This is a genomic window from Epilithonimonas zeae (assembly GCF_900141765.1).
GTDB classification, from domain to species: domain Bacteria; phylum Bacteroidota; class Bacteroidia; order Flavobacteriales; family Weeksellaceae; genus Epilithonimonas; species Epilithonimonas zeae.
Window position 1 is genome coordinate 1637373 of the sequence record NZ_FSRK01000001.1, and the last position, 19750, is coordinate 1657122.

Below are 19750 nucleotides of genomic sequence, written 5' to 3' on the forward strand. Positions count from 1 at the left end.
TAGTTACTTTATAGTTCTTATAACCACCAATGGTAATAATTGTGCAGTCCATCATATTCAAATCCGCAGCGAGGATAAAGAGAATTGCCTATATCGTTGGTTTTTTCAGTTTCCAGCATCAATCCGCATGCTCCGGTTTCTTCGCACCATTGTTTACTTCGGTTTATCAGTGCAACCGAAAATCCTTTTCCTCTGTGATCGGGATGAACAAAAAGATCGCTCAACAACCATTGTTTTTGTAATTTGGTATAATGAAACAGTTTATACAATTGCACAAAACCCACCGCTTTATCATCTACAACAACCAAAAAAATATCCGACTCGCTGTTTAAGAAACGTTCTTTCAGAAATTCTTTTCCTTTTTCCAGGTCAGATTCCTGACGGTAAAAAATACGATAAAGATTGAATAATTCTGCTGTTTCCTCCAAGTTCTCTAAACTGGCTTTTTTAATTTTGTAATCCATAGTTGAAAATTATTTTTTAATGATGGGACAAAAATATTAATACCTTGGACTATATTTGTCATCCAGTTTCAATATAACAAGTAGTCCAACATGCTTCCTTTAGAACATATCATCCTGATTGACAAAAAAAGTAGTATCGCTGTTTATAAGCAGATCGCATTTGCAATTATCAATACGATCCAAAACGGTATCTTAAAACCGGGAATACATCTGCCTGGAAGCCGGGAAATGGCTGCAATTTTAAATGTGCACCGCAAAACGGTCATTGCTTCCTATGATGAACTCGAAGCGCAGGGATGGATCACGGTTTACCCGAGAAAATTTGTAATGGTTGCAGAAAAACTCCCATTGCTTCAGCCTAAAAAATGGAATGAAAACGAGTTGGGACATTCTTATGATAATGATCTGAAAATAAACTTCAGAGTAATTGACAAATCTAGTTCTGTTGAAAAAGAGACTGTCGAGATGATTATTGATGACGGGCATCCCGACATAAGACTGTCGCCGATTGATGAATTGCTGAAAACATACCGCTCTTTAACCTCAAGGAAATTGTCCATAAAAAATTCGAATACAGGTACTACACAAGGAACGGTCAGGCTACGGGAAGAGCTCGTCAAATTCCTTTCAGACACCAGAGGTTTAAACATTTCAGCTGAGAATATCCTGATTACGCACGGGGCGCAAATGAGTATTTATCTTGCTGCACAGTTATTATTAAATAAACAGTCCACGATCATTGTAGGGAAACCGAATTATCCCGTTGCCAACGAAACCTTCACTGAAACAGGTGCTCAACTTATTGAAGTTGCTGTGGATGAGGAGGGCATTGATACTGATCAAATAGAACAGCTATGTAAAAAGAAAAAAATCAATGCAGTATATGTTATTCCACATCATCATTATCCAACTACGGTAACACTTAGCGTGGAGCGGCGAATGAAACTCCTGGAACTTTCCAACATACATTCATTTGTCATCATAGAAGATGATTATGACTACGACTATCATTATGCATCCTCGCCCTATCTTCCTTTGGCAAGTGCCCATCATCAGGGAAATGTTATCTACATCGGTTCTTTTTCAAAGTTACTGGATCCTTCGCTTCGTATTGGCTTTATGGTAGCTCCCCAAAATTTTATAGCACAATGTACAGCGCTGCGAAAGATGATCGATGTGGGTGGTGACGGCTATATGCAAAATGCTTTAGCTGAATTAATAAAGACAGGAGAGCTTAAACGACATCTAAAAAAAGCCAAAAAGATCTACCATCACCGAAGGGATTTTTTAAATGATCTGCTGCAAAGTCAACTTTCCGAATATAGTTTATTCACTCTGCCTAATGGTGGAATGGCTGTTTGGCTTACCCTGAAAAAAGAATTTTCGGTGAAACAACTTCAAAATACTCATTTGCTGAAAATCATCAGAACAGACGAAGAATCAAATGCCTTTCGTTTAGGTTTTGCGTCAATGAACGAACAGGAAATGGAGGTAACAATTGATTTATTACATCATTTGTTGAAAAAACAATAAATTCATTGATCTTCACATATCATAAACGCGAATAAACTGCAGATCGGTAAGATGCGAAATCAGGAACAGTAAATAACCTGTGCTGAAGAAGATAAAACTAAATGATTACAATGACTTAAACATAGCAGATTTTTCTTTTTTCCACTTACGCAGTCTTGCCTTTGCATTTGTGTAAGGGGAAGCTGTATTGAATTGAATCATCCTTCCAAGCGTCCATTTTTCATACCAAGTTGTCTCATAGAGTTCAATATTGGACTTTGTATCAATAACCTTTAAAATCTTATCAACAGTACTTTGTAGCTTTTCCTGTAAAACGGTAAAGTCATCTCTTTCGTAGTCTTTATAAAATTTATGGGCTAATTTACACTTTGAATTTTGGATTTTCAATCAAAAATCCCAGAATCTTTCATTGATTCAAAAATGCAATAAGCTGCTCCCCTTATCAAAGATGAAGAAAAAATTGTTGCATCAAATAATGAGTAGATGTAATAAAAAACAGCTCATGATTGTCATCATAATGAACTATTAATACAATCATGAAGAAGACATTGCTTTCAGTTATTTTAATAATCCCTTTTCTGGCTTTATCACAAAGTATCACAGGAAAGATTACACAATCGGGAAATCAGGTTTCATATGCAGAAATTATTGCGGTAAAAAATCAATTAAAACATAGTGTTATATCCGACGAAAAGGGAAATTTCACTCTGAAACTTCCTGAAAATGGAGTTTATGAAATAGTTTGCATTCTCGACGGTATGGAAGTTTCAAAAGATCTTATTACCATCAACGGAAGTACAAAACACGATTTTACTCTTGAAAATAAGCCTGCAAAAGAGATCGAAGGCGTAGTCGTAATGGCGAAAAAGAAATTGATCGAAAGAAAAGCGGACCGGTTGGTCTTTAATATTGCCAATTCTGCAGCTTCGCAGGGAATGGATGGCATAGAAGCGCTTAACAACACGCCACAGATCAGAGTTGATGAGAATGAGGGGATCTCTATGGTCGGGAAAAGCGGGATCGCTGTGATGATCAATGATAGAATGCTGAACCTTACAGGAACGGAGCTCATCAACTACCTGAAAGGTCTGCGTTCGGAAAATATCGAAAAAATAGAGGTCATCACCGCACCACCTTCCAAATATGAAGCTCAGGGTAATAGTGGACTGATTAATATTGTTCTGAAGAAAAACCAGAATATGGGCTGGAGCGGCAATCTGACAACCAGTCTTTTTCAGACCACCTATGCCGGATTTTCCAATTCTGCGGCGGTCAATTATCAAGGTGAAAAACTGAGGTCATCACTGAAGCTGAGACAGTATGACAGTCAGAAACATTCGTATGAGAATTACAAGATTGAAGGCTCAGACGGTATGGTAAGCTCAGATGACAGAAGAGATTTTTGGAACGGCGGCGGCCTAAATTATAGTTTGGACTACGAGCTCAATAAAAGATCAAGTATAGGATTAGTTTACGATTACGGACTGGGAAACTCTGGGATGGATATAACGAATACTTCGGATTATTCTCAAAATGGAAACTACACCAACTCTCTATATACCTATGCTGAGCACAGAACCAAAAATAAAAACAATACTATAAGCGCGTACTATGATCTGAAATTCGGAAAGCGGGATAACAAATTGAGCATTACGGGAAATTATTTTTCCAATACGCCCACAAGCAATATTGATTTCACAACGGACGACAACTCTGGTAATTCTTTCATCGTCAAAACACCGTCTGAACTGAATTACAAAATATATTCCGGTCAGGCTGATCTGACGCTTCCGTTTGAATTTGCAAAGACAGAAACCGGAATTAAATTTACCAGCTTTGATAACAATTCCGACATCAGATACCAGAATCTGATCAACGGAACTTATATCACAGATCCGCTGAGAACCAATATTTTTAATTATAAAGAAAAGAATTATGCTGCATATGTGAGCATGGAAAAAGAAATAGCAGAAAGATGGACTGTCAAAGCAGGCTTACGATATGAATATTCTACCGTAAACGGTGCATCAGTATCCACCGGACAGAATACAGAAAATTCCTATGGTAAATTGTTTCCAACCTTATATCTATCATACAAAGCTGATGATAACAATACTTTTAATATCAATTACTCAAAAAGGATCAACCGACCGGGTTTCCGTGCCATCAATCCATTTCGCTGGTATACTAATATTAACTCGTACTATTCCGGAAACCCAGCTTTAAACCCTTCTATCAATCATAATTTTGAACTGTCATATCTTTATAAAGGGAAATTTTCTGCCTCGGCATATTTTCAGAGAGAATTAGATGCTTTCAGCCAGCTCGTAGTTTTGGATGGAGAAAATAAGACAAGCAACTTCTATAATTTTTTTAATAAAAACAGTACAGGCATTTCCCTGAGTTTCTCCGATACTCTGTTCAATTTTTGGGAAATAAACTACTCAGGTGATTTCTCTCATATGGAAACTCAGGTTTTTGCGACCGATGCAGCTTCCAGAAAAGGAAACAGCACCACTTTCAACCTCCAGAATAGTTTTGCTTTAAAAAAAGACAAAACAATCCAGTTTTTTATGAATTACTGGTTTCGTCTGCCTTCCGATATTGGAAATGTCTATTCTTACTTTGTCGGAAATTTCACATCCGGTATAAAATTAAATCTGATGAACAAAGATCTTCAGATGAATGTCTATGTTTCTGATATTTTCCGTCAGGCCAAAAGTCACGGTGAGATCTACTATCAGAATTCTGTCCACTCATTCAACAATTACTATGATGGACAAAATCTGACTGTTTCGTTAACTTACAATTTTGGAAATAGAAAAGTAAAAGCACAGGATCGAAATATGAAATTTGATGAAAAGAACAGAGCAAATTAAGAATGATCATTTCCGTTTAGGTGACAATATACTTAAATGTACCAAGATATAACCTTATCTAAAACTTCAGCTTTTTACTAGATTTAAGAATTCTAGATGATTTTAGGCATATATATCTTATATTTTCGATTTGGTACATTCAAATATATAATTGCCTAAAATATTTTGACAAAACTATAAAAAACCGATTGGTCTATTTTGAAAGATAAAAGTTTTTTATTCTTAACAATCAAAATCCTAAAATATCTTGCTTGCCAGTTTAAATATTATTAAATTTGTATTCGCTTTAGGGGTATTCTGAAAAGAATTGAGAGAGTCCCTTAGAACCTGATTCGGTTAATACCAACGTAGGGAAAAGCACATGCATCATTATCCTTGATGATGCTTGTCATATCTGATTTCAGTCCTAAAGCATTTTATAAATTTAAAAAGAAAAACAATGAAAAAATCGCTTTTGGCAACACATGAAATCTTTCGCAAAAAACATACCTCCAGACTCATAATATTTTAAGGTTATTGCTCTCAAAAAAATTCAATTCATAATAGCAATAATCATAAACTGTATCTGTCATTTCTACTAATTCTGTACTGTAGTAATGACTCAAGTACTATTTAATTTTGTTAAAAAATTTAGTTATATGAGTATCATTTCAAAATTTACTGTAGGTTCAGAAGAGGGAATTGATTTTCTTTTTGATCTCAAAAGATTGCAGTTTAAACAGATATGTGACGGGGTTATAGAGCCTGAAGAGATTGATCAATTAATCGATAAGAAACTTGATAGAAGGGACGCCATTAATGAGTTAAATGATTTAAGCTCTCAAATGGTAATTGTATTTGAGAACGATAAGCCATTAGGTTACGCAATTGTTAAAAGTTCATATGAACAACCGGAGATTCTTGAAGATAAAAAAGCAGTATACTTAACATTTTATATTGCTGCCGAATATATCTCCCAAGAAGTATATGATTCATTGTGGCAAAAATGCCTTTCGATTACACGTTCTTATGCGCATTGGATAGAGCTTCCACAAAACGATCCACTTATTCCTTTTTTCGAAAGAAGCCAATTTAAAATTTGTGGTCAATCCCACTTAAAACAATTTGACATACCATCACATATCATGGTTCGCAATCAGCAATAGAGCAATAATACATTCAATTTTTATCAGAAAAAAAAATAATATGCAAATTGTAAGAACAACTTCAGAAAGTAAGGACTTTAAAGATCTTATGAAAAAATTAGACACTTATTTAGCATCCATGAATAATGAAGATCATTCTTTTATGATCAACTTAACAAGATCGATATGCTAAAAAACTGTGTTGTTAATTTTTTTTTGAAAATGATGCTGTAGCATGTGGAGCAATTAAAGAATTTGATGATCATTCCGTAGAAGTAAAACGAATGTTTACATTTCTCGAAAGTAGAGGAAAAGGTTTTGTCTCAATTATTTTGAAGGAACTTGAACAATGGGCAAAAGAACTGAAGTATAGTAGAATAGTTTTAGAAACCGGGAAAAAACAGATTGACGCTGTTGCTCTATATAAAAAATGTGATTATAACATCATACTAAATACGGGCAATATGTAGGCGTTGAAGACAGTGTTTGTTTTGAGAAAACTCTGTAAATTATTAAAAAATATCATAAAATTTCTATAATGGAAAACAACCTTTGGAATTACATTCAATCCGTAAAAAATCAATCGCCGCTGGTTCATAATATTACCAATTTTGTGGTAATGAATAACACTGCCAATGCGCTTCTGGCAGTCGGAGCTTCCCCGATTATGGCTCACGCAAAATCTGAAATCAAAGAAATGGTTGCCATTTCGAATGCAATTGTTATCAATATCGGAACACTTGATGAATATTGGTTTGAATCAATGTTAATTGCAGCAGAAGAAGCTCATCGCACAAATAAAACTTGGATTTTAGACCCAGTCGGAGCCGGCGCAACTTCTTTCAGAGATGAGGTTTTGGCGAAGCTTCTACAATTCAAACCAACCGTTATCAGGGGAAATGCCTCGGAAATTATCGCTTTAGCCAAAGCCAATAAAACTGTCACAAAAGGAGTTGACAGTACAGCAGAAAGTAACGAAGCAATTAATTCGGCAAAATATCTTGTTGAAAATTATCAGTCTGTAGTCTGTATTTCGGGAGCAACGGATATTATTATCGATAATAAAGAAACTTATTTTGTTGAAAACGGACACCCTTTAATGACAAAAATAACGGGTCTGGGTTGTTCTGCATCAGCGATTGTTGGAGCTTTTGCCGGAATTTCTGAAAATAAAACTGAATCTACCGTTGCTGCAATGTCGCTTTTAGGAATTGCAGGCGAATTGTCTGAAAAGATTTCAAATGGACCGGGAAGCCTTCAAATGAATATTTTGGATAAGCTTTACAATATTTCTGAACAGGAATTTTTTGAAAATGTAAAAGTTTCTAAAAAATGAGTTTGATTCATTCTTTTCCTTATCAATTATATCTTGTGATTTCTGAAGCTGATTGCAAAGGACGAAATTTTCTTGAAGTTGCCGAACAATCAATTTTGGGTGGAGTAGACATCATTCAGTTACGGGAGAAAAATGCTTCTGTCCAAGATTTTCTGGAAAAAGCTATTCGTTTGAAAGAAATTACTGACAAATATGGAATTCCTTTAATCATTAATGATAATACTTTCGTAGCTAAAGAAGTCGATGCTTTTGGAATTCACGTCGGGAATAATGATACTCAGCCAACTGTTTTGAGAGAAAATTTATTTCAAAATAAAATGATTGGATATTCCATTGAATATTTGGAGCAACTTGAAAATCAAGAAACGATTGTTTCGGATTATTTAGGAATCAGTCCGGTTTTCAGAACTGATACGAAGACAGATACGGTTACAGAATGGGGATTGGAAGGTTTAATAAAAATCAGAAAACTGACGGAAAAACCACTGGTTGCCATCGGAAATATCCATTTAAAAAATGCTAAGGCTGTGATGGAATCAGGAGCGGATTGTATCGCTGTAGTTTCAGAAATATGCAGTGCTGAAAATCCTCAAAAAGCAGCTTTTAATTTAAAAAACGAAATTGTAAAATGACAAAATATAAATATCCATCAGTTCTCACGATTGCCGGTTTTGATGGAAGTGGAGGCGCAGGAATTCAAGCTGATATAAAAACGATTTCAGCTTTGGGATGTTATGCAACTTCGGTTTTAACGGCTTTGCCTGTTCAGAATACGATGGGCGTTCGAAATATTTTTCCGATTCCTGTTCAGGCAGTTTCCGAACAGATCGAATCAATTTTAGATGACATTTTTCCTGACGCCATTAAAATCGGAATGGTTCACACTCCTGAATTGGTTGAAACCATTGTGGAAACTTTAGTCAAATATAAAAAAGTACCGATTGTTTTTGACCCTGTAATGGTTGCAACAAGCGGACATCGGCTGATTGAAGAAGAAACCATCCAGACGATTATCGAAAAACTTTTCCCGATTTCAGATATTATCACACCAAATATGGATGAAGCTTCCATTTTAGCCAATATGGAAGTGAAAACTTTAGACGATATGAAAATTGCCGGAGAAAACATCAAAAAATTAGGTTGTAAACATATTCTGCTAAAAGGTGGACATCAAACCACTGAAAAGATTACATCATTATTTTATAGTGATAAAGATGATTTCCAAACTTTTGAATCTTTAAAATTAAATACAAAAAATACCCACGGTTCGGGTTGTACATTGTCATCCGCGATTGCTTCTTTTATTGCCCAAGGAAAATCTATGGACAAAGCTGTGGCTTTAGCTCAAAACTATGTTTCAGAAGCTATTCTTGAAGGAAGCGATGTCCAAACCGGAAAAGGAAACGGTCCTTTGAATCACTTTTTTAATCCTCAAAAACTTATCAAGAATGAATTGGTCTGAAAACGCCTGGAAATCAATTGAAAATATTTATCAAGACATCATTGAAATGCCTTTTATTAAGGAATTATCGGATGGAACTTTAGACAAAGAAAAATTCCAGTTTTATATTGCTCAGGACTCTTTGTATTTGGAGCATTTTGGGAGAACTTTAGCTTTAATCGGAAGTAAAGCGCATCAAATTGAAGACGCTTTGGCATATATGAGATTTGCCGAAAATGCCATTGTCGTTGAAAATGCTTTGCACGAATCTTATTTTAAAGAATTTGAAATTTCAGACAAAGGGATTTTAGAGCCTGTTTGTCATCATTATATTCATTTTTTGAGAAGTACCGCAGCTTTTGAGCCTGTTGAAGTAGCTTTGGCAGCGACTTTACCTTGTTTCTGGATTTATAAGGAAGTCGGAGATTACATTCTGAATCTTAAACAAGCATCAGAAAACCCTTATCAAAGCTGGATTGAAACTTATGGCGGAGAAGATTTTGCTGTTGCGGTTAAAACTGCCATCGAGATTTGCAATAAAGCCGCTGAAAATACAACTCCCGAAATAAGAACCCGAATGAATGATGCATTTATTACCGCTTCACGTCTGGAATATCAGTTTTGGGAAGCGGCTTATTATTTAAAAAAATGGAAGTAAACATTAATTTAATCTTTTTGAATAATCCCCAGTATTTTGATTTAATCCATATTCTTAAATTTGATATACAATTCTAAGCTATCAGAGACCGATATATTTATAAATCAATGCTGAAGATTTTCCAAAGAGGTGATCAAAATAAAAGTTTATCTTCTCAACATATTGTTTGGAAGATAAACTTTTCACTAGTTATATGATGGAAATATAATGTTTTACTTATACTCAATTTCTGAATTGCATTTTACCGACCAACAGCCATTTCTCCACGTAAGGTCATCACGGTACTAGTTGCCATCGCTACCGTCTTGTCCTCAGCATTTTTCACCTCGCACAAGTAATGACTTACATTCTTACCTTTATGCAGTGGGTAGGCTTTTGCCTTAAGTGATCCACTAAAAACCGGGCGATAAAAATTGATCTTTAGTTCTATAGTCGTAAAAGATTCTCCTCTTTCAATAAAGGTTGAGTGAGCGGTTCCGATGGCTGCATCGGCCAATTCGCTAATAAGACCTCCATGTATGGTTCCCTGTTGGTTAGCGTGCAATTCTTTTGATGTCTCTATTGATATCGTTGCTCTTCCCGGACCAATCTCAATGACTTCCATTCCAAGCGTGGTAGCTATAGCAGTTGGATATTGCAAATGCGTATTGATTTCAGGCAGTAATGATTTATTGATCATACTCTGCAGGTAAGCAAGTATAGGTAATTTCATCGTAGTTAATTTGTAAAATCTAAATAAATTTCCTGATATCTTATTATAATTTAGAAATCAGACAGGAAAGAAGTAGATTATTCAATTAAATTATTAAAATGCTGAATATGCTCTTCCTGTAGATCAAGTAGGCTGTTGATCTTTAAATCAGCAAAATCAAATTTGGTGTGATGGTATTGGGTATTTTCAGGTACAACGACTACAAACATACCAGCCGCTTTTGCAGCGGTAAGTCCGGAGGAAGAATCCTCAAATACAACACATCGTGAAGGATTAACTAATAAGATAGACGCTATTTTAATATAAATATCCGGACTAGGTTTACCTTTGTCAACAAATTCTGCTGAGAGGATAGCATCAAAATACCATTCAATATTCAATTTTTTTAGTACTTTGAAAATAAGCATATCCGGTGAGTTTGTAGCCAGACCAATTTTATATCCTGCAGCTTTAAAATAGGCTAAAGTCTTTTCGACTCCAGGCATTATCTGTCCCTGTAAATCAATCAGTTCTCCTACCCTATCAATAACCTGCTGCTCGATTTCGGCTAAACCAATATTCTTCCAAGGTTTAAGACTAAACCAATAGTCAGTAACTTCTCTCGTTGTCATGTTGCTCGTTATAGTTGAGTGATACTCTGTTACCTCAATTCCTAAAGATCCGAATACTTCTTTTTCGGCAGTTTTCCAAAAAGGTTCGGAATCGATTAACAGACCATCCATATCAAATAATACTGCTTCTATCATTGTCTATCTTTCTTATTATTGCTGTGAAAAATTTCAACAAATTTATAATCTTCAACTTTACTTGTTATGATACAAATTACTGAAATATTACCAGTACAGATTAATTTTGTGTAATGGTTTGAGAAGGTTTAATCAAAATGAAATAACAATCAATGCAACAAATAATCACCATAGGTAAAGTTATTTGAAAATAAATCCTGTCTCCGTTGCTATAATTGAATCTATCTTAAACGCTGCCCCAACTGTCTAATCGCCTCTATCCTTTTGGGTGAAAAAGTGTCTGCAAAAACAAGTCTAAAGTATTGGTCGAAAGCAGATGAAAATGAAAAGGTATAGCCTGGAGTAAATCTAACACCTATTTTATCACATTGTTGATAAAAGAATTTCATGTCAGTTGTATCGGGCATCTTTACCCAAAGGTTATATCCCCCGTATGGAGTTACCAAAGAGATATTTTCGGGAAAATGAGTTGAAAGTAAATTGATCGCAAAGTGAGCGTTTTTTGCCAATTGCAAGCGAAAAGACCTTACATGACGATCGTAACTGCTGCTCTCAATTAAATGATTTACCGTCTCCTGATACAAAGGTGAAACACTGCTACCCAATGAAAACCTGACCTGTTCAGCACGTTCCATAAATTGGCCTGAACTTAGCCATCCCAGTCTGATCCCTGGAGCCAGTGTTTTTGCATAGGAAGAATAGGTCAGCACGAGACCGCTCTCATCAAAACTCTTTATGGTGGAGGGTCTTTGACCCTGAAAATGCAGATCTCCATAGATATCATTTTCTATTACAGCAATGTGATGTCTTTGAGCAATATTCAATAACATTTTCTTCTGTTCGTCGCTTAGTAAAGTTCCGGTGGGATTATGAAAATTAGGAGTAACTACAACAGCTTTTATTTTATTCTTCTCGCAGGCTTTATTAAAGAAATCAATGTCAAATCCAAATATGGAGTCAACGGGAACCTCAATAACTTTAAGTTTTAATACCCTGATAACCTCCAGAACAGAAAAAACGCACGGACTTTCCAGCGCAATTGCATCACCTGACTCACAAGTTGCCGACAACGCAATATATAAAGCCTGTAAGGCACCGTCTGTTATTAGAAGTTCATCTTGGCTAATCCTGGTTTGATAAGATGCAGCTTGTTTTACAATATTTTGTTTTAGTAAAGGTAATCCGCTTGCGGGATAATATCGTAATAGTCCAGCGCCGTTCTTTCTGATGACCTGCTGCATGGTTCTTAACAATAACTTTTGCGGGATAATAAGGTCACCTGGAGCAGCTACATTAAATTCTGAAATTTTCCTGCCCATCCTTAAAGAAGTAGTCAGTGCCAGATGATTACTGAAAGTCGCATCTCTCACAACAGGTTTATGTTTAATTGTTGACGGTTGTGCGTTTGATTCCCTGTTGTTGCTTACATAATAACCTGATTTTGGAATACTGTCAACGAATCCGCTAAGTATCAGATGTTCATATCCTAGTTGCACAGTACTGCTGCTAAGTTGATATTTTTCTTTGATCTGACGTACTGATGGCAGCTTATGTCCAGGTTTGTAAATCCCTTCCCTAACATTTTTTTCGATCTCAATCGTGAACAATTCAAATTTATAGCTTTTCATCTGTATTACTTATTTTTATTAAAACTGTACCTGTACTGCAAATATAATGTTTTTAACTTTGAAAAACCATTAAGAATAGCCTGATTGTCAGATGTTCAAAATAGAACCGATATTAATTGACTTTTAAATTATAAAATATGAAAACAGTGCTTATCAGTGGTGCAAACAGAGGAATTGGTCTGGAGACTGCCAAAAAATTTTCCCAACAGGGATATAGAGTGTTTCTTAGTTCGAAAAATTATGAAAACGGTTTACGTGTGACCGAAGAGCTAAAAAATTCTGGATATTTAAATATCATACCCATTTCTCTGGATACCCATGATCAATCAATTATCGACCAAGCATTTGAATTCATCACCCAATATACTCCAAGTTTGGATGTATTAATCAACAATGCAGAAATACGAGGTCAGCAGTCACAATCACCAACAATACTTGATATGGATAACATCAAAGAGATTTATGAGACCAATCTCTTCGGTACAATGCGCCTGACCAAGACCATGATACCAATGCTCAGAAAATCACCCGATCCGCGCATCGTAAATGTCTCCCGCAATTAGCCTCACTTACGCTGCATGACAATCCGAACTGGAAATTCTATGAGTTCAAGGATGCTGGCTATGGTCCTTCCAAAACAGCACTTAATGCATACAGAGTAATGCTTGCTTATGAACTTAAGGGTACCTAGCCGTAGATCCCGGATATACTGCTAAGGGATTTAATGCTTATAAAGACACAGGTTCGGTATCTAACGCAGCAGGATTCAACCCTCGATAAATCTTGACCGACAGGTCAATTTTTGAGCCAAGAGGGGGATTAACATGGTAACAAAATCGCATTAACCATTAATAAATTAAAGAATCCATGATATTAGCTTATAACTTTTAAACTTATTTCTCTCCTTATCGTTTTAAATAAAATGAATACATATAAAAATAGTACATCATTATCTGCTCAAAGCCCTTCTACAATGTGGGTTTCAATTCTTTCTCTTGGAACCTTCATCGTCTTCTTTCAAGGATTTATGGTTGCTCCCATACTTCCACAACTTTCTGAGCTTTTCAAGGTCACCGTTCAACACGTAAGTTTCATTGAACCTGCCTATCTGCTGAGCTATGGTATTTCAACATTGATGTATGCACCCTTGTCAGAAAAATATGGACGTTTTCCAGTAATTACTTTTTCTCTGTGTGGATTTATAATGGCTACTGCTCTAACAGGCTTTGTACAAAACATCGATCAACTTATTTTTCTAAGGCTTCTGACCGGACTTCTCGCCGGAGGTGTCGCTCCGACAACAATCGGTTGGATCGGTGACAATTTTCCGTATGAGAAAAGAGGTCATGCTTTGGGAATATTTTTCGGTTTTATGGCTGCGGGAACAGCATTTGGTTCAAGCGCAGGTGCATTATTGACTTCATTTGTAGGGTGGAGAATGCTATTTTGGATTGTTGCCGGATTAGGAATTATTATTTTGGGAATTCTCGTAATAAATCGTGGCAATTTCTCACAAAAGCAAAATGAAAGTACATTAAGGGGTAAAATGATGTTATCTGAATACTATAATATACTCAAATTGAGCAGAGCGCGTCGTACCTATATATTTGTTCTTTTAAACTCCATGTTTCATAGTGGTATATTTGCATGGACAGGATATTTCTTTTTCAGCAACTATTATCTTACTGAAAGAGGTGTAGGATTAGCATTGCTGGGCTATGGAATACCCGGTCTGCTGTTAGGTCCTTTTTTAGGAAAGATGGCTGACAAATTTGGTCGTAATAGAATCATTCCCATAGGAATAACAGTCGGAGCAATATCCACCTTATTGCTAGCGATGCAGTACCCATTATTAATCTCCTGTTTTTTAATTGCGACCCTTTCACTTGCTTTTGACATGACGCATCCTCTTTTCGCTGCTATTATTACGACCTTATCTGAACGCAAAGGTATAGCAATCGGACTCTTTGCATTTGTCATGTTTATGGGTTATGGATTGGGAAGTCTGATATTCAGCCTCATCATCAATATTGGTATTAACAAAAGTTTCCAGGTATTTGGATTTTTTGCAGTTTTGGGAGCAATATTATCATTTTTTGCATTCAAGAATGAAAGATAATTTCACTTTTTGTTATCATCATTTATTATTGGCAATAATATACTTTCATATACCATATTAAATATATAAAAATACTACTTGTTTTTAAAATCAATTTTATTGTCCATAGAGAAATAAAATTGATTTTTTTTAGTGTAAAAATAAATCTAGTGCATTAAAATATATAGTAACCATTTTTTATTCTATTAATGATTTATAGAGCGTGCAGTAATTATAGTAAAACTTTAATAGTAATTCTACGTAATCTGATATATAGTATTTTATACTGTACTGCAAAATAGAAAATAGTTGTTACTTTGGAATACTAAAGGTGATCAATGCCGAAGCTTAAAAACTAATTCATCATACAACAAAACCAATTAAAATCTTTACATTCTTTAGGCAGCATTATCCAGTCTTGTGCATTTATTTTGTCGTCGAATTGGATTTCACAGGAACAACATTTCAATATTTTATAATATCTTAAAATAGCTGACTAAATAATGATCACTACTCTACTGTCTCTTGCAGTTGGTAAAGAAAGTTAACAACAATACTCAAAAAACAAAACTAATATGTCCGCGAACCATAAACATCAGAACAGCCTGCCTTTAATGATTTAGTAACAGTGCTGAAACCATTGTAAGTTTAAGCTTGGTGGTGGATTCTTAGCACCTAATAATCTTTTATACATTTTCATAATACGATTAGTTGACCATTGATCTACATCAGATCAAGGGGATAATTGATGTCTGTGTACCATGTAGATGTTACTAGTTAATAGGCTGGTGATTTTGGTTAAGATAAATAAAATGTGATTTTAACCACTGTAATAAAAATGGTCCTTATCCCAAACTGATAAGGGGCGGAAACCGAAAAGCCTTATGAGTAGGAAATCTTATAAATTTTATTTAAAATGTTAGTACAAGCACAGTTAAAAAGCACGGTAGATGCAGACCACAGATCAGATTGGTGTACTGCCCAAGGTGAAGCAGAAGCCAAAAGGTTGGCAAGAGAAAATTATGTTGCCAAATATCCTCATGATGATCTGGCAAATACCACCTACGTCACGAAACCTGCAGTTGGTTCCAAATCAGCAGAAGATGGCGAATCATTAGACGAAATGGTTGTCTCTTTTAGAAGTACGGTTAAAGAGCATTCACTTAACAATATCGGAGCGCGTCTGATGTTGAAAGAGGATTCAGGTGATGATCTTTTTTCACTGGTGCAGGAATCGAAGAAAGCTCCAGGCTCCACTTCTATCGTCGCTGTAGACACAACAGGGCCTGAAACATCTGGTGGAAATCCCAATGCTGAGGCTCTGGCAATCTATAACGATATGCTTGTTTTAAGTTCTTTAGCCAATGTGGTATCTATGAAATCTCTATACGACGATCATCCAGAAAAATACGATATTACAATTCCTCAGCAGGCCACAGCTTTTGTAAGGGCACAGGCTGTCAACCTTAATGATACGTTTACCCGAAGGTTGGGCGCCTATGCCATACCTGGTGAAACGACAAGCCAGCATTACAGCAAGGAAGTTACCAGCGTCGATCTTCATCTTGATTTTTTAACAGAAATCTTTGGGTCGTTCAACTTTCCTAAAGCTGCTTTTGATAAGCTGGATGGGATACTGACACAGGTCAAAAACTCTCTTGCCAACCTCAAGGTCTCTTTTGAATCAGAAGATGAAACGCTTGACCATATGATTTTTACCAACTACATAGAACCTATAGAAGTTCCTGGAATAAAAGATCCTGTCTTGACAGGAAAAATAAGAATGTTCTATTTAAAGATTAATCAGCATTCCTGGAAAGCTTCCGTGGGTAAAAGTTCTGTGGCAAAAATCAGTTTTACAATGGATTTCTTTGATACCATTTTTACTATTAACAGTCAGCTTGTTCGTACTGATACTTCCACCATTGCAGAATTGATTAAGAATTTCACTAATCATTCTTTCGAAGACATGAAAAAGCTGACAAGCCCTGCGGTTGTTAAAAAGTAACAATTTTAAGTATTACACTATTACTTATTAATCGACAGAAATAAAAATAAAACCTTGTGACCATTACAAGGTTTTTCTTTTATCGATATTTTAATATTACTGCAATTGTAAAAGTCCTGCATTAGTCGCTTAAACGGTAAAAAGAGGTTAATAATTATAGTATGATAACTATGATTAAATAAAATATCACTCCGTGATTAATTTATTTTTTAACTTTAAACAAAACTAAATCACTAAAAATCAACATCATGAAACTGAAATTTATTTATTTATCTATTTTGCTTTTCAGTTTGAATTGCTTTTCCCAATCTTTAGAGCCTATCAAACAGCAAAAGGAAGTAGTGGCTGATCTGCCCCTCTATAATTTCTATTATTTGAGTAAATACTTAACCAATCCAAATTTGGAAACAAAACAAAAGACTGCGGTCTATGCTCAGTTTCTTACTTTGATAGGAACTGAAAAATTAGAATACTTGTTAGCATCAAATGATAACGATCTCAAAGATTTAAGGGAAATCCTTAACCGCGTAATATTGCAATCTCCGGCGACTTATAAATTTCTAAGTTATTTGAGAGAAAGCAAATGGACAGAGCTGGATAATGATTTTAAGCTGAACGCAAAAGATAAAATGTTTGTACAGGAAATTAAATCGATTTCCGAGGAAATCAGTGAGCTTAAGATTGAACAGATTAATCAATTAAAGACTTATAATGATGATCAGGATAAGATTATAAACAGATTGATCGGATCAGAACTGATACGGTGATCATAAAGGCAAGACAGGATTCAGCAGTTCTGCTTCAAGCCCAAATGGCTGCAAAAGTAAACACATTTGACCAGTCGAAGTCTGTTCGTGATGTATTGATAAAAGAGAAGTCTGATATTCTTAAAGGTAAAATCGATACATTTTCATCTGCTTATTTTAAAGCAAATCCCAAATATATTTTTTCTGAAGTGGGTATTCTGGATGCGCAAAAGTTTTATGGGCAGACCGAAGCAGGGCAATCGTTGCAGTTAACGAATAATTATGTGCAGTCTGTTCAAAGCCAGGGAAGTTCTGGGTTTCAGCTTCCATCACAGGCGCAGCTTATTGATGCTATGGCTCTTTTCCTTGCCAACAGGGCAAAGCAGGAGGCGGCAATCTGGTTTATGGATCAGGTAAGATCAAGGCTGCAGAACCCGCTGATTAAGGATGCATTTCCTGAAACCATTAAGTTAATCCATTCTCTGGAGGACTACAAGGTTCCGAACTTTGGAACAGAATGGCGTTATGCCATTTCCACAGATTTTATCAAAATGCCTGAACATATTGCTGATAGCGAATGGGTCAGGCTTACCATCGGTGATGATACAAAGCTCAACGGAATACGTAGTTCCATTAAATTGGGTTATAAATTAAATGGCTTGATGGCTGGTAATTTCAATTACAGAGATATTATTGAGTCATTATATTTAGATGAGCTTAAAGTAGACTACACAGCCAGCAATTCTTACGATAAAAATATCCGAAATAGTATTATACTGCTCTATTCATTGACCAAAGAGCTGTACAGCATTGATTATATCTCTGATAAGCCTAATTACAGACTGCTTAACTTTGAAGAACTTAATGCGCTGAATAAGGATCAGTGGAATATTCTTACGTCATTAATTTATTTAAAGTATTTCTACGATAGAGAAAGCAACAATGGAGGTAGCAATCCGATCTTTAACAATAATCTTAATATTAATGCTGTTAAGGTTGTACTTAGCCAGATGCTTATCAATCTGTCGCAGTTTGATAAAATCAGAAATGATCTGGTGAATGTCAGCGGTAAAGAAAAGATGGATTTTTCAAAACAGAATTTCTACAGTATATGGAAGATTATCGATCAGATCGTTGACAATCTTAATGAGATTTGTTTCGCCGATGCTGTAAAATGTAAGTCTGCCAAAGAGAACAGTAAAATGGTCAGTGAAAATTTAAAGACTACCCTTGCTGTTTATGAAAGCCTGCAGACCCATAACTTCAACGGTGTTATACAGAATACATTTAAGCTGATCAATCAGTTTAAAAATAATGATGACATAAGCACTTTGGATGGTTATGAAGTAAAACATATTAGCGATAATCAATATTCTTTCACCAAAAATGAACAAAAACTATTTATTTGGAAACTTAATGACGGGTTTGCAATCTCCAAAGACAGCACAGGGCAAAAGGATAAAATTGTTATTAATGACTTCAGTAAATTTAGAAAGCTTTGGAGTCTGACTTCTTTTAATAAAGATGATGCTAAAGAACTTATAAAGCTTTCTGGTTTTAATATTATACAAAAAAATATTCTTCGACAGTTTGATTTGGATCTGACTGAATTGATAAGAATCTTCGATTCAGTGGACAATGTACAACCGTCAATGGTTAAGAGTGCAATTACAGCTACTTCGTCAGAAAGCGCAGTATACATCAGTAAGGTTGATGCAAAATACAGAGATCAGCTGATTAAATTAACGTCATTTTTTGGAGATGTTCTCACCGCCACAGATTCAAAACAGATGGCAGATGTCATCAGTTCTCACGCGCTCCCACCAACTTCATATAAACTTAAAAGACGAGTTGCTTTTTCAATTGATTTCAATGGCTACGTTGGAGCTTATGGTGCATACAGTTTCCCAAGCGCGGGATCAACCTTCAATGAGGGCTGGACAGGAGGCATTACCGCACCTATCGGTGTAACCTTTACGTGGAAGGTAGGAAAAAACAATTGGGGACTGAGCGCTAATGTGGTAGATTTAGGGAATATTGTGAATCACTATCTGACAAGCTCTGAAAAATATTATAAGGATGTGCATTTCAGTGAAGTATTTGCGCCGAATGCCAATCTCTTATATTCAATTCCGAAAACACCTTTGGTGGCTTTTATAGGAGCTTCATTCTTGCCTTTAAAAAGTACAGTTGTAGATGGAGTAACAAAGAATTACCGTGCTTTTGATCTCACCATTATACAGGCTGGAATTAAAATCGACATTCCATTCGTTAACCTGCACAAAAGCCAATGAAGTATTGAATCTTATTTATAAACAAAATTGGGAACCTCCTATGGTTTTGTGATAAGAATAGGGATTTTAAGAGCTTTTGAATA

18 protein-coding genes and 1 riboswitch are annotated in these 19750 nt (G+C 35.5%); of the genes, 13 read left to right on the forward strand and 5 right to left on the reverse strand.

Going from position 1 to position 19750, the window contains the following annotated elements:
• Positions 1-17: 17 nt before the first annotated feature.
• Positions 18-464, reverse strand: a complete 447-nt coding sequence (locus BUR19_RS07515; RefSeq protein ID WP_074234425.1) for a GNAT family N-acetyltransferase — start codon at positions 462-464, stop codon at positions 18-20.
• Positions 465-554: 90 nt separating this feature from the next.
• On the opposite strand from BUR19_RS07515, the gene pdxR reads away from it, so the two are divergent.
• The gene (gene pdxR / locus BUR19_RS07520; protein WP_074234427.1) at positions 555-1997 is read left to right on the forward strand and encodes a MocR-like pyridoxine biosynthesis transcription factor PdxR; all 1443 of its coding nucleotides are present in this window, start codon (positions 555-557) and stop codon (positions 1995-1997) included.
• 105 nt (positions 1998-2102) lie between these two features.
• Here pdxR and BUR19_RS07525 read toward each other — a convergent pair whose 3' ends face one another.
• Entirely contained in the window at positions 2103-2384 is a 282-nt protein-coding gene (locus tag BUR19_RS07525) for a ClbS/DfsB family four-helix bundle protein (protein ID WP_083600689.1), read from the reverse strand.
• A gap of 149 nt (positions 2385-2533) precedes the next feature.
• Here BUR19_RS07525 and BUR19_RS07530 point away from each other — a divergent pair, with 149 nt between their 5' ends.
• From BUR19_RS07530 to tenA, 7 genes are all read left to right on the forward strand, one after another.
• Positions 2534-4876 (forward strand): TonB-dependent receptor domain-containing protein, encoded by a 2343-nt coding sequence (locus BUR19_RS07530; protein WP_074234430.1) that lies wholly within the window; start codon positions 2534-2536, stop codon positions 4874-4876.
• 278 nt (positions 4877-5154) lie between these two features.
• A riboswitch (TPP riboswitch) is annotated at positions 5155-5247 on the forward strand.
• A 267-nt stretch (positions 5248-5514) separates the two neighbouring features.
• Entirely contained in the window at positions 5515-6021 is a 507-nt protein-coding gene (locus BUR19_RS07535; protein WP_074235589.1) for a hypothetical protein, read from the forward strand.
• A 224-nt stretch (positions 6022-6245) separates the two neighbouring features.
• A complete protein-coding gene (locus BUR19_RS19240; RefSeq protein ID WP_317041449.1) occupies positions 6246-6470 on the forward strand; it encodes a GNAT family N-acetyltransferase in 225 nt (74 codons plus the stop codon).
• Between the two features lie 68 nt (positions 6471-6538).
• The gene (gene thiM / locus BUR19_RS07545) at positions 6539-7336 is read left to right on the forward strand and encodes a hydroxyethylthiazole kinase (protein WP_074234433.1); all 798 of its coding nucleotides are present in this window, start codon (positions 6539-6541) and stop codon (positions 7334-7336) included.
• Positions 7333-7968, forward strand: a complete 636-nt coding sequence (thiE, locus tag BUR19_RS07550; protein ID WP_074234436.1) for a thiamine phosphate synthase — start codon at positions 7333-7335, stop codon at positions 7966-7968. The genes thiM and thiE overlap by 4 nt, the downstream gene beginning before the upstream one ends.
• On the forward strand, positions 7965-8798 hold the full coding sequence (gene thiD / locus BUR19_RS07555; RefSeq protein WP_074234438.1) for a bifunctional hydroxymethylpyrimidine kinase/phosphomethylpyrimidine kinase: 834 nt from the start codon (positions 7965-7967) through the stop codon (positions 8796-8798). The genes thiE and thiD overlap by 4 nt, the downstream gene beginning before the upstream one ends.
• The gene (gene tenA, locus BUR19_RS07560; protein ID WP_074234440.1) at positions 8785-9435 is read left to right on the forward strand and encodes a thiaminase II; all 651 of its coding nucleotides are present in this window, start codon (positions 8785-8787) and stop codon (positions 9433-9435) included. The genes thiD and tenA overlap by 14 nt, the downstream gene beginning before the upstream one ends.
• Positions 9436-9676: 241 nt before the next feature.
• On the opposite strand, the gene BUR19_RS07565 is transcribed toward tenA, so the two are convergent.
• From BUR19_RS07565 to BUR19_RS07575, 3 genes are all read right to left on the reverse strand, one after another.
• Positions 9677-10147 (reverse strand): PaaI family thioesterase, encoded by a 471-nt coding sequence (locus BUR19_RS07565; protein WP_074234442.1) that lies wholly within the window; start codon positions 10145-10147, stop codon positions 9677-9679.
• A 77-nt stretch (positions 10148-10224) separates the two neighbouring features.
• Positions 10225-10893, reverse strand: coding sequence for a hexitol phosphatase HxpB (gene hxpB / locus BUR19_RS07570; RefSeq protein ID WP_074234444.1), 669 nt, complete (start codon positions 10891-10893; stop codon positions 10225-10227).
• Positions 10894-11114: 221 nt separating this feature from the next.
• The gene (locus BUR19_RS07575) at positions 11115-12521 is read right to left on the reverse strand and encodes an aminotransferase-like domain-containing protein (RefSeq protein WP_074234446.1); all 1407 of its coding nucleotides are present in this window, start codon (positions 12519-12521) and stop codon (positions 11115-11117) included.
• Positions 12522-12658: 137 nt separating this feature from the next.
• Between BUR19_RS07575 and BUR19_RS07580 the strand changes: the two genes are divergently transcribed.
• The 5 genes from BUR19_RS07580 to BUR19_RS07600 all read left to right on the forward strand — a co-directional run bounded on the left by BUR19_RS07580 (position 12659) and on the right by BUR19_RS07600 (position 19667).
• Complete coding sequence (locus BUR19_RS07580) at positions 12659-13084, forward strand: SDR family NAD(P)-dependent oxidoreductase (protein ID WP_083600693.1); 426 nt, start codon at positions 12659-12661, stop codon at positions 13082-13084.
• Between the two features lie 359 nt (positions 13085-13443).
• A complete protein-coding gene (locus BUR19_RS07585; RefSeq protein WP_083600695.1) occupies positions 13444-14640 on the forward strand; it encodes an MFS transporter in 1197 nt (398 codons plus the stop codon).
• Positions 14641-15535: 895 nt separating this feature from the next.
• Positions 15536-16627, forward strand: coding sequence for a hypothetical protein (locus tag BUR19_RS07590; RefSeq protein ID WP_074234448.1), 1092 nt, complete (start codon positions 15536-15538; stop codon positions 16625-16627).
• Between the two features lie 248 nt (positions 16628-16875).
• The gene (locus BUR19_RS07595; protein ID WP_074234450.1) at positions 16876-17394 is read left to right on the forward strand and encodes a hypothetical protein; all 519 of its coding nucleotides are present in this window, start codon (positions 16876-16878) and stop codon (positions 17392-17394) included.
• Positions 17391-19667, forward strand: a complete 2277-nt coding sequence (locus BUR19_RS07600; protein ID WP_074234452.1) for a hypothetical protein — start codon at positions 17391-17393, stop codon at positions 19665-19667. The genes BUR19_RS07595 and BUR19_RS07600 overlap by 4 nt, the downstream gene beginning before the upstream one ends.
• Positions 19668-19750 lie beyond the last annotated feature (83 nt).

Excerpts from the sequence above, each read along its gene's own strand:
- BUR19_RS07515 (WP_074234425.1), bottom strand. The coding sequence starts at position 464 with ATGGATTACAAAATTAAAAAAGCCAGTTTAGAGAACTTGGAGGAAACA.
- pdxR (WP_074234427.1), top strand. The coding sequence starts at position 555 with ATGCTTCCTTTAGAACATATCATCCTGATTGACAAAAAAAGTAGTATC.
- BUR19_RS07530 (WP_074234430.1), top strand. The coding sequence starts at position 2,534 with ATGAAGAAGACATTGCTTTCAGTTATTTTAATAATCCCTTTTCTGGCT.
- BUR19_RS07535 (WP_074235589.1), top strand. The coding sequence starts at position 5,515 with ATGAGTATCATTTCAAAATTTACTGTAGGTTCAGAAGAGGGAATTGAT.
- thiM (WP_074234433.1), top strand. The coding sequence starts at position 6,539 with ATGGAAAACAACCTTTGGAATTACATTCAATCCGTAAAAAATCAATCG.
- thiE (WP_074234436.1), top strand. The coding sequence starts at position 7,333 with ATGAGTTTGATTCATTCTTTTCCTTATCAATTATATCTTGTGATTTCT.
- thiD (WP_074234438.1), top strand. The coding sequence starts at position 7,965 with ATGACAAAATATAAATATCCATCAGTTCTCACGATTGCCGGTTTTGAT.
- tenA (WP_074234440.1), top strand. The coding sequence starts at position 8,785 with ATGAATTGGTCTGAAAACGCCTGGAAATCAATTGAAAATATTTATCAA.
- BUR19_RS07565 (WP_074234442.1), bottom strand. The coding sequence starts at position 10,147 with ATGAAATTACCTATACTTGCTTACCTGCAGAGTATGATCAATAAATCA.
- hxpB (WP_074234444.1), bottom strand. The coding sequence starts at position 10,893 with ATGATAGAAGCAGTATTATTTGATATGGATGGTCTGTTAATCGATTCC.
- BUR19_RS07575 (WP_074234446.1), bottom strand. The coding sequence starts at position 12,521 with ATGAAAAGCTATAAATTTGAATTGTTCACGATTGAGATCGAAAAAAAT.
- BUR19_RS07580 (WP_083600693.1), top strand. The coding sequence starts at position 12,659 with ATGAAAACAGTGCTTATCAGTGGTGCAAACAGAGGAATTGGTCTGGAG.
- BUR19_RS07585 (WP_083600695.1), top strand. The coding sequence starts at position 13,444 with ATGAATACATATAAAAATAGTACATCATTATCTGCTCAAAGCCCTTCT.
- BUR19_RS07590 (WP_074234448.1), top strand. The coding sequence starts at position 15,536 with ATGTTAGTACAAGCACAGTTAAAAAGCACGGTAGATGCAGACCACAGA.
- BUR19_RS07595 (WP_074234450.1), top strand. The coding sequence starts at position 16,876 with ATGAAACTGAAATTTATTTATTTATCTATTTTGCTTTTCAGTTTGAAT.